Annotated in this window: 16 protein-coding genes; 4 read left to right on the top strand and 12 right to left on the bottom strand. The window is 41.5% G+C overall.

What is annotated here, in order from left to right; all coding sequences use genetic code 11:
• Window positions 1-20 precede the first annotated feature (20 nt).
• The 6 genes from citG to citC are packed head-to-tail and all read right to left on the bottom strand — an operon-like array spanning window position 21 to window position 5,105.
• On the bottom strand, window positions 21-971 hold the full coding sequence (gene citG, locus OCU87_RS22425; protein ID WP_261858553.1) for a triphosphoribosyl-dephospho-CoA synthase CitG: 951 nt from the start codon (window positions 969-971) through the stop codon (window positions 21-23).
• Window positions 968-1,498, bottom strand: a complete 531-nt coding sequence (gene citX, locus OCU87_RS22420) for a citrate lyase holo-[acyl-carrier protein] synthase (RefSeq protein ID WP_261858552.1) — start codon at window positions 1,496-1,498, stop codon at window positions 968-970. The genes citG and citX overlap by 4 nt, the downstream gene beginning before the upstream one ends.
• Window positions 1,498-2,922: a citrate lyase subunit alpha gene (citF, locus tag OCU87_RS22415; RefSeq protein WP_261858551.1), complete on the bottom strand. Its 1,425-nt coding sequence runs from the start codon at window positions 2,920-2,922 to the stop codon at window positions 1,498-1,500. Before citF ends, citX begins: the two co-directional genes overlap by 1 nt.
• Window positions 2,923-2,924: 2 nt before the next feature.
• A complete protein-coding gene (gene citE / locus OCU87_RS22410; protein WP_261858550.1) occupies window positions 2,925-3,800 on the bottom strand; it encodes a citrate (pro-3S)-lyase subunit beta in 876 nt (291 codons plus the stop codon).
• Window positions 3,797-4,084 (bottom strand): citrate lyase acyl carrier protein, encoded by a 288-nt coding sequence (gene citD, locus OCU87_RS22405; protein WP_261858549.1) that lies wholly within the window; start codon window positions 4,082-4,084, stop codon window positions 3,797-3,799. Before citD ends, citE begins: the two co-directional genes overlap by 4 nt.
• A 13-nt stretch (window positions 4,085-4,097) precedes the next feature.
• Entirely contained in the window at window positions 4,098-5,105 is a 1,008-nt protein-coding gene (gene citC, locus OCU87_RS22400) for a [citrate (pro-3S)-lyase] ligase (RefSeq protein ID WP_261858548.1), read from the bottom strand.
• Between the two features lie 340 nt (window positions 5,106-5,445).
• On the opposite strand from citC, the gene OCU87_RS22395 reads away from it, so the two are divergent.
• Window positions 5,446-7,020 (top strand): ATP-binding protein, encoded by a 1,575-nt coding sequence (locus OCU87_RS22395; RefSeq protein WP_261858547.1) that lies wholly within the window; start codon window positions 5,446-5,448, stop codon window positions 7,018-7,020.
• Window positions 7,017-7,700 carry a response regulator gene (locus OCU87_RS22390; RefSeq protein ID WP_261858546.1) on the top strand — a complete coding sequence of 228 codons (684 nt, stop codon included), beginning with the start codon at window positions 7,017-7,019 and terminating at the stop codon, window positions 7,698-7,700. The genes OCU87_RS22395 and OCU87_RS22390 overlap by 4 nt, the downstream gene beginning before the upstream one ends.
• A gap of 114 nt (window positions 7,701-7,814) precedes the next feature.
• Here OCU87_RS22390 and OCU87_RS22385 read toward each other — a convergent pair whose 3' ends face one another.
• Complete coding sequence (locus tag OCU87_RS22385) at window positions 7,815-9,320, bottom strand: aldehyde dehydrogenase family protein (RefSeq protein WP_261858545.1); 1,506 nt, start codon at window positions 9,318-9,320, stop codon at window positions 7,815-7,817.
• A 466-nt stretch (window positions 9,321-9,786) separates the two neighbouring features.
• On the opposite strand from OCU87_RS22385, the gene OCU87_RS22380 reads away from it, so the two are divergent.
• Entirely contained in the window at window positions 9,787-10,146 is a 360-nt protein-coding gene (locus tag OCU87_RS22380) for a hypothetical protein (protein ID WP_261858544.1), read from the top strand.
• Window positions 10,136-10,384, top strand: coding sequence for a hypothetical protein (locus OCU87_RS22375; RefSeq protein WP_062692628.1), 249 nt, complete (start codon window positions 10,136-10,138; stop codon window positions 10,382-10,384). Before OCU87_RS22380 ends, OCU87_RS22375 begins: the two co-directional genes overlap by 11 nt.
• A 94-nt stretch (window positions 10,385-10,478) precedes the next feature.
• Here OCU87_RS22375 and OCU87_RS22370 read toward each other — a convergent pair whose 3' ends face one another.
• The 5 genes from OCU87_RS22370 to OCU87_RS22350 form a co-directional block, all read right to left on the bottom strand.
• The gene (locus OCU87_RS22370; RefSeq protein WP_261858543.1) at window positions 10,479-11,468 is read right to left on the bottom strand and encodes a GlxA family transcriptional regulator; all 990 of its coding nucleotides are present in this window, start codon (window positions 11,466-11,468) and stop codon (window positions 10,479-10,481) included.
• A gap of 394 nt (window positions 11,469-11,862) precedes the next feature.
• Window positions 11,863-12,348 (bottom strand): hypothetical protein, encoded by a 486-nt coding sequence (locus OCU87_RS22365; RefSeq protein WP_261858542.1) that lies wholly within the window; start codon window positions 12,346-12,348, stop codon window positions 11,863-11,865.
• Entirely contained in the window at window positions 12,332-13,138 is an 807-nt protein-coding gene (locus tag OCU87_RS22360; protein WP_261858541.1) for a winged helix-turn-helix domain-containing protein, read from the bottom strand. Before OCU87_RS22360 ends, OCU87_RS22365 begins: the two co-directional genes overlap by 17 nt.
• Window positions 13,139-13,141: 3 nt before the next feature.
• Complete coding sequence (locus tag OCU87_RS22355) at window positions 13,142-13,639, bottom strand: hypothetical protein (RefSeq protein WP_062688924.1); 498 nt, start codon at window positions 13,637-13,639, stop codon at window positions 13,142-13,144.
• The gene (locus tag OCU87_RS22350; RefSeq protein ID WP_261858540.1) at window positions 13,614-14,348 is read right to left on the bottom strand and encodes a winged helix-turn-helix domain-containing protein; all 735 of its coding nucleotides are present in this window, start codon (window positions 14,346-14,348) and stop codon (window positions 13,614-13,616) included. Before OCU87_RS22350 ends, OCU87_RS22355 begins: the two co-directional genes overlap by 26 nt.
• Between the last annotated feature and the right edge of the window lie 415 nt (window positions 14,349-14,763).

Here is a 14,763-nt window from a genome sequence, read left to right as displayed (position 1 = left end):
ATTGACTGATGTCTAGAGTATTATTCGGCTTGTGTAAGCAGCTCGATTTGTGAGATCAACCAAATTGCTGATAAGAAGTCAGCACTTCCACCAGGTGACAAATTTCTGTTAATAAACTCAGTGTCTAAAGCGGTAAGTTGGTGCCTTAATTGTACTGGGTTGAATGGTTGCGAGAGGAGCTTGCTAGCATTGTTACGCGCAAAATCTAATCCAGTTAGCCCTCCTCGTTTAACTAAGCAACTGTCCATATTAGTGGCCATACAGCGAAGAAGCGCGAGTTGCATTGCATGGTCATTGCTACGTCCTGATGCGATAGCACTGTGATAGACATCAAGCCCTGCTATTAGCGTTGGGAAGCCTTGTTCTGCTTCTCCTCTTACGCCATAAATACCATGTTTCTTAAATACTTTTTCACCATTAGTAGTGGCGTTACCTTGCGAAAGTTCACGTGTTATACCTGCGCACATACTCTTGGTTGTTTGTTGGATCAGTGACGGTGTAATCATGCCGCGTCGCTTCATGAGGTAACCCATAGCAGCACAGACAATGCCAAGGATAAAAATGGCGCCTTTGTGTGTGTTCACCCCTTTAGTTGCGCTGAACATAGATTGCTCTGCCGCTAATCCTAATGGTCTGATAGAGGCCAATAAGACAGTGAGATCGACTTTATTGCTGCCGAAGGTTTTTTTTTGCATTTGTTGTTCGCTGAAGCAATAACCTTGCTCAGCAAAACGAATCATATGAGGAAGAAGGGCTTGGGCACTGGCCTCAAAGGTAGCAATGTCCATGTCGCAATGTGCACCTGACGAAAGTGATGTGACCAAGCCTGGTTTAGGGTGTAGGCTGACTTCTAACATCATGGCATGATAGGCCAAGTGACCGATCAACCTTGCAGGGTTCGATATGGTGACACGGCCTTTAATAACGCGCAGGCTTTGGTCATCGACAAGACTTTCTAGCGGAAAAATCATTGTGTTAACATCTCCTCAATTTCCATATACAGGTTTTGCAAAGAGTGGCGACGACTGCGCGCGCAATTCTTTGCATCATCATCACAGATGATGCAACGTCGACTTGGTAAGCCAATGTTTGAGCGTGAGAGTGGCCTGAGTGAGCCGTTCAGTACATCAATATCCATTAACCGACCAAGAGGGTGAGTGGATTCAAGCTGAATCAACTGTTTTTTCAGTGCTATGGCATCGAAGTTGTTATCAGGCGCATTGTTTAGCGCTATCAAGTAGTGAAACCCTGCATGGGTTTGTATTTGATGGTGGTTGATTATATTCAGGGGCGTGTTAGAGCAAACGTGATTGATGGCTTGGCAGCCTTGCTCAAAAACGACACTGGATGCTTTGTTAACCTTAATTGGTCCTGCCATATTAACGGTGAAACTGACTAGCACGCCGCCGTATTGGCTTAACCAGTTACACTGTAATTCTGCGATAGCATCGTTAAATGCCATCACATCAAGCGCAGACACTTTTACGCCCCCAAACATTATTGCGCGACCTGTAAAATGTGGTCTAGCACTGAGCCATCGCGGTAGCGTATGTTGGCTATCACTCTGTCGGTATAACGAATTGGACTGGCGTCACCAACGAGCATTGCTGCGCGTTGTTGTAATTCATTGATGTCAGTGAGGTCGATATTGTTGTTTGTTAGGTGAGTAATTACATCTTGGCGGTTTGGGTTAACTGCTATGCCGTGATCTGTAACTAATACATCAATCGAGTCGCCCATTGTTACTGTGTTAAGCACTTTGCTAACGAGTGTCGGGATACGGCCACGAACCAAAGGGGCGACAACAATGGTGAGTTTGGCTCCAGCTGCGGCATCACAGTGGCCACCTGAAGCACCACGGATCACACCATCCGATCCTGTGATTACGTTAACATTGAATTGGGTATCAATTTCAAGTGCCGAGAGGATCACTATATCAAGTTGATCAACCGTCGCCCCTTTGCTCGAAGGGTTAGCATATTGGTTGGCACTGATTTCGATGTGATGGTTATTACGACCAAGGCTGTCCGCAGCGGTAGCGTCAAAAGACTGTACATCCATTAGTTTTTTGATCAGACCTTTTTCGTGTAGATCGACCATAGTGGCTGTGATCCCACCAAGCCCAAACGATGCGGTAATGCCTTTTTTAATCATTTTTGATTCAAGGAATCGAGTAACAGCAAGCGATGCACCACCTGAACCTGTTTGTAGGCTAAATCCATCACTGAAGTAGCCAGAGTGCTCAATTACCTCTGCGGCTTTACGTGCAATAAGGAGCTCTCTTGGGTTGGTGGTCATGCGTGTTGCACCGCCGCCAATTTTCGATGGATCACCCAGTTGATCAACCACGACGACACTATCGACACAGTCTTGGGCGATGGATGCTGGTGAGTTTGGGTAATCAACCAGCTGTTCTGTTAATACAATCGTATGCTTGGCGTATTGAGCATCAACTTTCGCATACCCCAGCGAACCACAGCGTGCCGATCCAGATACGGCGTTGGCGTTACCAAAAATATCGGATGTTGGCGCACCTAAGAAGGCGACATCAATCTTGAGTTCACCTGATTGAATAAGGTGCACGCGACCACCATGAGAGTGAATTTCTACCGGTTGCGCCATTAGACCATGGCTAATTTCTTCGGCAAGTTGTCCGCGAATACCGGATGTGTAAATCTTAGTAATAACCCCTGTTTTGATATGACGTTCCAGTGGAGAATGGCAATCGGTGAGTGAGCTTGAAGCCAGTGTGAGGTTCTTAAATCCCATATTTGCAATGGTGTTCATCACATTATTGATTAATTGATCACCACCACGGAATGCGTGGTGGAAAGAAACAGTCCCACCATTTTGCAGGCCCGATGCTTGAATGGCGTTTTTTAAATCTGAACGTACTTTTCTTTGCTGCTGAGCGATAGCCATGATTATTCCTCTCTAATACCTGAAGTTGCACGTTTTAATGTGAGTCGCGCACGTTCGATGATCGGTGCATCGACCATCTTGCCGTTGAGCGATGCAACCCCAATACCTTTATCTTCCGCTTCTTGTGCAGCAATCAAGACCGCTTCCGCATGGTTAACTTCGGCTTGAGTCGGGGCATAGATGTTGTGAAGCAATTCGATTTGACGTGGATTTACTAACGATTTTCCATCAAAGCCAAGTTGCTTGATGTGTTCGGCTTCTGCGGTAAAACCTTGGTTATTGTTGGCGTCGCTGTATACCGTATCGAAGCATTGAATACCTGCAGCCCGTGCGGCTTGGAGAATAGCGCAGCGTGCGAAAAGAAGTTCAGTGCCTTCGGGTGAACGGTTGGTTTTCAAATCTTTGACGTAGTCTTCTGCACCTAGTGCGATCCCAATTAAACGTTCAGAAGCAAAAGCAATGTCTTTAGCATTTGTAATGCCCATTGCCGATTCAATAGCTGCCAGCATTTTGGTTGAGCCAATCTGGCGCCCACAAGCGGCTTCAGCTGTTGCAATGGCTTTTTCCATATCAACGACATCTTGTGCGCTGTCGGTCTTAGCTAAGCGAACAACGTCAACGCCAGCTGCGACAACGGCATTGACATCGTGAACACCAAACTCAGAATCAAGAGCATTCACACGAACAACGGTTTCTATCTCTTGGTAAAGGGGGTGCTGTAGTGCGTTAAATAAGATCAGACGTGCCGTGTCTTTTTCCCGAAGGGACACGCTATCTTCAAGATCAAACATGATCGCATCAGCATCGTAGATAAAGGTGTTTGAAACCATCGCTGCGTTAGATGAAGGCACAAAAAGCATAGAGCGACGAAGTTTCATACTAATTCCTCCCAATTGAGTGCAGATTGCTGAGCACCTCGTAAAGCCGCCGCTTGAACGCGTGCACTGATGATGCAATCTAGCGCACCTGAATCGGCGATAACCCACTTGCCATTGCCGACAGCGAGCTTGTCTAAAGTTGCTCGAACCTGTAATTCAACAGCATCGCGAAATTGGGTGGCTGAAGAACTTACCTTCAGGGTGAATTCTTCACTTGGTTCGACCTCAACGAAGAGATCTGAGCTTTCAAAAGTGCCAGCTACTGCTGGTTCACATATTTTCATTGGAGCCTCTATGTTAGATATGTAGCGCGTAGCCACAGTGTTCAACGAGATAATTAATGGTTGAAACCGGCAATAAACTCGCAACCGCTGAGGCTGCGTTAGAAAGCTGATTTCGAACGGTTGAAGCTGAGATTGTGCAGCCTTCGGCGAGAAGACGATTAAATTCAACCACTTCAATATGTGGTTGCAGCATTGTTTTCATGATGCTGTTGTAGTTTTCAGTTACTTTGCAGTTGGGCTCACTGCCGATATAACGATGAGTGATCCCAAGGCTTGGCGCGATATAATTGGCAAATAATTCACAGTCGATTTCAGCGTGTACTTGGTGCACGTTGCCACTTTCTTTCAAGAAATAAGAAGGGAAGGTCCGTTTGCTGATCATAAAGTCATTGCCAGCATGGAGGGTTAAATTGGGAATAGGCAAAGTGCCGTTTTTAACCATTGAAAAACGGTCTTTAAATGAGAAAGCTTGATTGTTTTCTCGTACTACAAAAATATGGACCCAGTCGCATTCACTTGCTGCTTTTTCAATAAGATAAGCATGACCTTTCGTGAATGGGTTGGCGTTCATCACTATGGATCCAATTTTATTTCCCGTAACTTTATAGCTGTGGAGTTGATGCTGAAGTGTAATGATTTCATCAGGACGATTAATTAGTAATACGGAACGCCTATATTTAGATGTGATGGCTTGAAAACGCATACTTTCAAAAATTGCAACGTTATCTGGTGAGGTGAATATAGATAAACTTTTACGACCAAGTTGATAAGCCAAAAGAATAATTTCGGTCATCATAGAGCGAGAAATGCCTTCGCCTTGGTAGTCATCACGAATAGCAAAACATTTGATCACTGTACCAGCAAGCCCTACACAGCCAATAAGCTCACCTGAACCGTCATGTGCGGTACAGTAATACTCTAGGTCGTCTTCGTAATTGAGCCCTTGGCTTTCAATCAGATACTTTACTGAATCTTTGTATAGCACTGAATCAGCATTAATTGTCGCGATTTGAATTTTCATTCCTCACCTCCGTGTTTCTTATTTTTATTTTTTCCACATCATTTTAGTTTGATGGAAATCAATATTTTACAGTGAGGTAATGGTGCTAATAAATTTAATGATTTTAAGTCCATAGATATTAAGGTTGAGCTTGAATAGAGATACTCGTTTGTTATTGTTAGTGTGTGTTAACGTTATAGGGGGAATCATTGTTGTATTTGAATGTGTTAAACTAATAATCATTAGGTGGATTAACTTAATGTCAGATATTCAATTATGAATGTAAGGTTTTCTGAAATAAGCATTTATATTATTGTTGAACGTAACTATTATTCAGTAAAAGTATTTTGGCGGAGCGAAGATGGAATTTAAAAGTCGAATTTTAATGATTCAATCTATTGCTGCAATTTTAATTGCCATATTTTGCGTGCTCACCAGCCTTTCCGCGATCGATAAAGTATTAACAAATGATAAGTTTCATGAGACGAGGAATTTTGCTTCTGCAATCGCGATTAATCCGGATGTTATCCAAGCGATAGAAACTTCAGATCGGATAAGGCTTGATGATGTTTTACGTGATAACGCGATATTTGATGTGGATATTCTAGTTGTTGCAGGTAAAAGCGGAGAGCGTTTATATCACAACGATGCTAAGCAAGAAGGTAAGTTTATTTTAGATGACAACTTCAAAGAAGTGATCACTGGGCAAGCGCAAACTGAGATCCACCGAGGACTTTCTGGGCTATCGATTAAGACTCGAATGCCTGTTTATTCACACGGGGAAGTGATTGGTATGATTTCGGTGGGTTTCCTTGAGACGCATGTGAAAAGTTTGGTGTTACATTATTTGTTCCAAGCGACGGTGTTAATTGTACTGATGTTGTCAGTGATGCTTTATGGCTCGAGACGTTTTAGTAACTACATACAAGATAAATTATCGGGAATGAGCCCTGAGCAAATAGCCCAAGCGTATCAGTTACGCAAAGGGATCCTAAATAGTGTGGCCGAAGGAGTGATTGCGGTAGACACGAAGGGGGTGATTTTGGTCATAAATAACCGAGCAATTGAAATGCTGGGGATGGAGAAATCAAAATCTGAGTTGTTTGGCGCTCACATATCAACATGTTGCTATCCGAGCACTTTCTTTGTGAGCCATGCTGATGAAATGCAAGAAACCACCATTAATGTTAATGGCGAAACATTATTAGCAACACGCACAGCGATGATGGATGGTGATATTGTGATTGGCTATGTCGTTAGTTTTAGAAGACGCGATACCTCAACAATGCTGCAGCTTATGGTTAGCCAGGTGGCGAAAGAGCGTGATGATTTAAGGGTTATAACCCATGAGTATGCCAATAATATGGCCGTAGTTTCTGGTATGTTAGAGATGGGTTTATATGACAAAGCACAGCAATTTATCCATAAAGAAAATCATGTGCTTCAAGAAGATATCTCTAAATTGACGACGCTATTTCACCCTGTTGTGGCGGCAATTATTTTAGGGAAAAAACGAAGGGCTTCTGAGCTTGGTTATACTCTGAATATTGTTGATGGTTCATCATTATCTTTAGAGGAGTCCCCACTATCACCCGATGAAATAGCAGCCATTTTAGGAAACCTTTTGGATAATGCATATGAAGCCGTTGCCAATACTGACCGTAAAGGTGATATCGAACTATTTGCGACAGATGCAGGTGCTGAGTTGATTATTGAAGTGTCTGATAATGGGACGGGGGTAGCGGAAAAAGATAAAGAATCCATTTTTAGAGATGGTTACACCAGTAAGCTTGATGATAATTCGCCTCATGGTGTCGGGCTGGCTTTGATTGCAAGTTTAACCACTAAAGCCGCTGGACAAATCGTTGTGGAAGATAATGAGCCTTTTGGTGCGGTATTTAGCCTATTTATTCCCAAAGGGGACAAATCAGCATGATAGATAAAATAAAAACACTCGTTGTTGAAGACAAACTAGAGCTTGCTGAAATGATCGCGGCTTATATTGACCAAAACCCGTATTTTGAAGTGGTAGGCATTGCATCTTCGTTGGCTGATGCGCGCTTCATGCAAAACACCATGAAGCCAGAATTGATAATCCTCGACAATTATTTGCCTGATGGTGTGGGTATCGATTGGCTAAGGAAGTTGCGTTCAGGGCAGTCTCCTGATGTGGATGTCATTATGCTAACAGCTGCTGCAGATGCACAGACGGTGACATCAGGTGTGAGGCTAGGTGCGTTTGATTACTTGATTAAGCCACTTGCTTTGACTTCTTTTAACGATGTATTACATAGATTTAAAGATTATCACCGCACGATTTCATCACGAGAAGAATTTAAACAGTCTGAAATTAATCGAGTTTATGGTGTACGCAGAGATAGCCAATCTATCGATGAGTTACCCAAAAATATTGACTCAATTACATTGCACTTAGTGATGGATACCTTCAAACAAGAAGGCCAACAGACATCAGATTCAGTCGGTAAGGCGATAGGGGTAAGTAAAACGACGGCGAGACGTTATTTGGAATATGCAGTCACTATGGGATTTTTAGAAGCAAGGATCAGTCATGGTAGCGTCGGGCGACCTACGCGGCACTATACACGAAATAGTTAAGTCACTCTCGTTAACTTATGAAGTTGATTGTTATCACTATGGGGTATTTTCGTAAATGTTCAGATAGAAAAAGAGCCCCGAGAAGGAGCTCTTAAATATAAGTACTGATTTCGATTAGAAGAAACCTAGAGGGTTAACACTGTAGCTTACTAGCAAGTTCTTGGTATTTTGATAATGATCTAGCATCATTTTGTGAGTTTCACGACCAATACCTGACTTTTTGTAACCACCAAAGGCGGCATGTGCTGGGTATGCGTGGTAACAGTTTACCCATACGCGACCAGCTTCAATGTTGCGTGCCATGTTATATGCGGTATTGCTGTCGCGAGTCCAAACACCTGCGCCAAGGCCGTATTCAGTATCGTTAGCAATTTCTAATGCTTCTTCAATGGTTTTGAAGGTAGTAACAGCGACAACTGGACCAAAGATTTCCTCTTGGAAGATACGCATATCATTGGTACCTTTCAGCAATGTTGGTTCTACGAAGTAGCCGTTGTCTGAACTGCTGTTGCCGCCAGCCAATAACTCGGCACCTTCTTCTTGCCCTAGAGTAATATAGCCGCGGATCTTATCGAATTGTTCTTGAGACACTTGTGAGCCCACTTGCGTGTCAGTGTCCAGCGGGTTGCCTTGTTTAATTGTTTTGATACGTGCTTGTAGTTTTTCCATGAAGCGATCATAGATAGACTCTTGGATCAGTAGGCGAGATGGGCAAGTACATACTTCGCCTTGGTTAAAGAAGGCAAGTAGTACACCTTCCACACATTTATCAAGGTAGCTGTCTTCATGATTAAAGATGTCAGCCATGAAGATGTTTGGTGATTTACCGCCAAGTTCTACAGTCGAAGGGATTAGGCTATCTGCCGCACATTTTAGAATTTGCTGACCAACTTCAGTTGAACCTGTAAAGGCAATTTTATTGATCCCTTTGTGTGTTGCTAATGCTTGGCCTGCTTCATGGCCGTAGCCGTTAACGACATTGACGACACCTGCTGGGATTAAATCTTGTAGTAGCTCCATGAGAACAAGGATCGAGGCTGGAGTTTGTTCTGCTGGCTTAAGTACAACACAACAACCAGCGGCGAGAGCAGGAGCGAGTTTCCAAGCAGCCATGAGTAGTGGGAAGTTCCATGGGATGATCTGACCAACTACACCCACAGGTTCTGGGAAGTGGTAAGATGCGGTCGTGCTGTCTAGTTCAGCTGCGCTACCCTCTTGCGCTCGGATACAGCCTGCGAAATAGCGGAAATGATCAACCACTAATGGAATATCAGCAGCCAGTGTTTCGCGAACTGGTTTACCATTATCCCAAGTTTCAGCGACTGCAAGCATTTCTGAATTGGCTTCAATGCGATCTGCAATTTTCAGAAGTAGGTTAGCGCGCTCAGTCACAGAGGTGACCGCCCAAGTTACGCGTGCTTCGTGCGCAGCTTTTACGGCTAAATCGATATCATCTTGTGTTGATGCTGGGATCTCACAAATGGCTGTGTTGTTTACTGGAGACGTGTTGGTAAAGTACTGACCATTGACAGGTTTAATCCATTTGCCGCCAATAAAGTTCTGGTATTTTTCCTTAAAGTTGACAACAGCACCTTCATTGTTTGGTTGTGTATACAACATATTTTCACCCCTTCTTATTTTCAGATTAATTGTTTTTCTGAGGGTAATTATCCTCTTGTTTTATAGGGTCTATAAATATGCAATTATATACGTACGAAAAGTTTTTATTATGTTTTTCTTATATATATTAAAGGCTTATTGTTTACAGGCGTGATAGAAAGTCATATTACACTGCTTTATTAGGCGTTTTCACATTACTCACTAAATTGAATATTTATTGCTGTTTGTTTCCAGTTTCTGAGAATATTTCTGATGCCATAATAAAAATCCGAAATATAACTATGACTTAAATGAAAATTTGGCCATTACGAATGGGACATATCTCATGCACCTTTAGGACTTTTTTTTGTGAAGTTTTATCTATCCAACTGTAATCAAATGAATTTACATAAATTATGCATATAGGGGCACTCTTTAATAAAAGTAATTACGCGTTAATATCTGGGGGGATTTCGGAGGTTATAAAATGTACAAAGAGATAAGTAAACAGTTAGATGCAATGGGATATAGTTATGATCAAGATGAATTATCAAAATGCATTATTCGAGCACACCAAAAAACAGTCATTCAGGCTATGTTGGTTGAAGCAAAAAAACGCAATCTTGATGTTTATAGTGATCAAACAAAAACGATTTTGGCCGCTATTTCCGCTGAAAAAAACATAACAGTAGATTGCGCGGTTAATACGTTAGTTGATTATATAAATAGTGATTTAAATGGCCGGAAAATATACCGAGATAAATTGTTTAGCGCAGCACTTAGAATAAGTGAAGAGTTTCACATGGTGATAATACAAAACGGAGAAGGGATTAATCGTGTTGCCTGAATCGACTCTAATTGAAAGGCTTGAAGAAGCAAAACGTTGTGCTCGTATTCTTGAACTTGATATGTCCCGCCATACTATCAGATCTTATATAATTGCCAGTGTGATTGATAACGATATCCATATCAACAATATAGGTTCAGCCCTTACTAGTGCACTTGCCAACCCTGGTCATTTGTTGCTTGGTGCCTTTGAAAAAACCGAACAGCATCAAAAAACACAGTTATTGTTAGATAAATAAGCGTGTTTATATTTACATAAGCTTCACGCATTACGAGGGCTGAGGCAGAATATGGCTATACCTTATAAGGTATAGCCAATGGTGAATCAGGGCGTTATGCTTCGCTTGCTGAATAAACTTGGGTTTTTTTACGGTATTGAGTCGGCGTTATATCGTAAAATTTCTTAAATAACATTCTAAAGTAATTAGTATCGCTATAGCCGACTTGTTGACAAATTTGGTCGACATTAACCTTTGTGGTGCCCAGCTTATCTCTAGCAAACACAATTCGTATGCGTTGAATATAATTCATAGGGGTTTCGCTAGTTGCTGCTTTAAAGCGCCGCTTCATTTGCCGCTCACTTAAAAAGCTTTTTTTCGCGCAACGCACAACGGATAGCTTGGCTGGATCCTCTTTGTGCATCCAGTCTTGCAGCGAGTGAATTAATTCATCACTATGCTGTCGGAATTGGTTAAAGCTTGTTTTCGATATTTGCTGAATAGTAGATACTTCTCCACTCATAAATTGTTCGCATTTTTCTCTGTGTGCTGAACCGAATAAATTATCGATAATCATCATCGTTGCAGGAAAATAATCTTTTACGCTTGATGTGCAGATGTAAGGCCCTTCATGCGTAATGCTTAGTTGCGACATTAACTTGACCTCAGGGTAGCGCTTGCGAAACATGTCTGCATATACCCAATGGGTTGTCGCACTTTTACGATTCAATACCCCAAGTTCTGCTAGCAAGAAAGCGCCAGTACACAACGAGTATACAAATGATGTGCGTCGAATCAGCTTTTTTAGCCATTGGTTCATCTCTTGTGGGAGAACAAACACATTGTGTTCGGGGTTTCCGCATGCTCCTATTAAAAGGATGTCACAGTGTTCTACTTCTCGCCAATGCTGATTGCAAGTTAACATTAGTCCACCAAGAGCTTGTACTTTGCTGCCTGTTGATGAAACAAAATTAACCTTAGGTTGAGGTATTCCAGCTAATGAAGAAGCAACAGTTAACATTTCAATCGGACCGGATATTGCCGTTGTTGGCATACCTTCAAAAAGTAACACCGTGATGCTTAAAGGTTCGTGCTGAATAATCATCGAAATTGTTACAATGCTTAATTAAGTTTTCAATGAGATCTACTATGTTCCTAAAGCGACAAAAGCACTAATGAACTTATCTGATTAACAATATTAGGCTCTTGTAAGAACAGTACAATGAGATTTTAAGGTATGAATAGGGATATTTATGTTTACCTAATATGTTGATTTTAAAGGGGGGAGTCTTGCTGGTCTTGGTTTTTACCTTTTCTGTTGGTTGGTTTTAGGTTAATTACTCTAATTTTAGTGCCTTCATCATATGCCAAGGCAGAGAATCACTGTCACCAGTGACATGCGTTCATTGACGAAATATCGAAGTGAAATGAGAAGGGAGATATGGCTATAAGGAGGCAGGCGTCGCGCCTTTTAAAGGTGTATTTTTGTGGCAATACCGTTATTGGTCAGCGGTGATACACTGGACGCTGCTGGTCAGTAAACTGGTGTAACAGAAGCTAAAATCATCTTGGTATAAAATCTGAAAGAACTGTTCTATATTTTCATCAATGAGATGAGCCTCTGTGATATCAGGTTCGGTTGACGGTGTGTATTCTTTGCTTCTTAGGGTGTTCCGACTTGAAAAAATATCGAGTCCCCAGAAATAGACGGAGTAATAAACTTTTAAACTTTTCTTTATCACACCCTCAGTCTGTATGGTCGAGTAGAGGTCATGAAAACCGTTCCATGTATGATCAACGGTAAAATATTCTTGATAAGACTCGACGCGATCTTCTGTATAAGTCATCCCGTGAGAAAAAAGCATCGTATTATTTTTGCCCACTAAAAACATGGGATGATGATAAACATTGAGAGCGAAAATGCTAACTATAATCAGTACATTCGCAGCGAATAATGTGCATATCACTTTATTGACATTGTTCACGAATCGCTCTCTTTATATTTTCTGGTGAAAAGTTATGTATGAAGCTCATGTTGGTCACTTTGCGTTCTTTTAAACTACCTGATAGATAGATGCATGAAACATAGAGTTGCTCTGGATTTTTGGATAAATAGAGCATGCGAAGGTTGTCTGAATAGGTATCTTTCAGCCAGTTAAACAGTTGTTCACCTTGCTCTTTGGGTTCAAAAAAGTAGCGTACTCCTTGATAGGAGGTTTGCTGCCATTTATCTCGTGCAATGTGATTATTTCTGTAGATCATCACTGTGAGCCAATACGAACTCATGATTAATGAAATAGACAATAGTATCAATAGGCACCATTGAATCCGCGAAATACCGGTAGTGGACGAAACGTAAGAGTGCGTACTCTCCGAATTGCGGGGGAGAATTAGTATGTTCTGGCTATCAAGTTCACTCTGTTCTTCAGGCTGTACGGACACTTCCACGGAAGGTTTGGATTGTGTATTTATCTCCATCATCATCACATTGGTGGCAAGCATATAACCCTGTCTTGGTAGTGTTTTAATGATTTTTTGCTCTCGTCCACTGTCACCAAGCGCAAACCTAAGTTGGGCTATCGATTGAGTTAGACTTGATTTGGACACAAAACGACCTGGCCAAGCTGCGTTTTCAAGTTCTTCTTTCGAAACCACCTGACCTTGATGAAGCAGCAGCATCTCAAGTATTTTACTGTCGGTTGATTTTAGCTTTTTCGCAGTACTGTTTTGTGTGTGCGTAAGCTGCCATCTTGCTGTTGGATCAAAACACCACATTTTTTACTCTCTTTGGTTTATATCGACGCACTGAACAGCTTGGTTTGACAGCTGGATATAGCAATAAAGTTGACTATCTTCGACTAAAACTTGAAAGTTTTCATCGCCGCCATCAAAGAGAACGTGTTGTTCTGGTGGGTCAAAATACTTTATTTCGTCGGCATTAAATAACTTGCTAATGTATTGAATTGAATACAAGTTAGAAGGCCAAAAAGTGATAATAAACTGCGTCTTGAGCTTTTCGCCATGATCAAATTGAATGTCTGTAAGTAGTAGGTATCGATTCCACCAGTAGGGTTTTAAGCGATATTCAATCGTCCGAGATTGAGCGGTAACTTGCTTCTTGCCGTAAGAAATAATCGTTTTATTTATAATGGTACGACTGTTCTTAACAAACTCGGGGAGCAGAAATTGGCTTACCGATATTTGCAATGGAATAGCCAAGATCAGTGCCCCAAGCAGCAATATTAGGGCTTTATTGGCATTGTTGATGTATTTCATTACTGATGTACTCAAGGGGGTTATCGATATCTATTGATAAATTAAGACTATTACGCCTTTTTGCTTCCGGGGTGCGAATAACGCAGCTTACGTAAATTCTCGCTTGATTCGAGGTGATATAGAAATCTACAGGTTGAGATCTTTTTTTATGACTTAGATTGCTCATTAGTTCGAGACTGACTAAGTCATCGCTTTCCACCATGAATTGTGTATTGCCCGAAATAATACGCGACAACATGTATTGATCTGAATTGCCGCTAGGCATGAAAAGGAAATTAAATAAAAAGACATTAACCAATATGAATCCTAAACAGGTCAATAAGAGGCCCACTCTTAGTTTATTTTTCTGTGTGCGGTTAGAAACAGGTGTAATTGTAGCCTGAGGTGTTTCTTCAATGAGTACAACATGATTTCCGATGATAAAGTATCCGGACTTTGGAGCTGTACGAATGATCTTTTGCTGGGCAGCGCTGTCACCTAAAGCTGTACGTAATGTTGAAATAGCACGGGTGATGCTGTCATCCGATACGACTTTTCCCGGCCATGCGAAATTGTGAATTTCATCTTTCGTTACAGTACGATGCGAATGAGTGAGCAGTAACAGTAACAATCGACTTTCAGAATTCTTAAGTGATCTCACTTCTCCCGTCATGCGATGCTTTAATGGCTCTGAGGTGCCTGGCCTAAATTCCCACATAGCTTCCTGCATTTAATGACTGAAGTGTTGATGATATGGATGTCTATCTTACTTTCGATAAATTAGTTTTTATCGGAATTTCTATATTGACAGATTTGTAAATATATATGTTTTGTTACATAAATTAAACTGTAAAGGAGCGTTTAATTGCTCTATTGCGGATGTTTTGAGCTACTTCTTGCTTCATCTCAAGTCTGGGGCAATTCATGTATCTATTTTTTGCCTGCAAAGGTGAACATAAATTCACTATTTTTCATAAACTGTTAGCTGACGTTGCGGTGTAATCTGATAATAGGCTTATCGATGCCCCCAAAGATCACTGTATAGATGATCTTTTAGGGGGCGCTAATTGTATGTTTATTTGTATTAGTATTGGTATTGGTATTGGTATTGGTATTGGTATTGGTATTGATTTTAAGCGAATCGA

This window comes from Photobacterium sanguinicancri, assembly GCF_024346675.1.
Taxonomy (GTDB): Bacteria; Pseudomonadota; Gammaproteobacteria; order Enterobacterales; family Vibrionaceae; genus Photobacterium; species Photobacterium sanguinicancri.
Note: the sequence above shows the minus strand (reverse complement) of the source record. Positions and strands in the feature narration are given on the sequence as shown.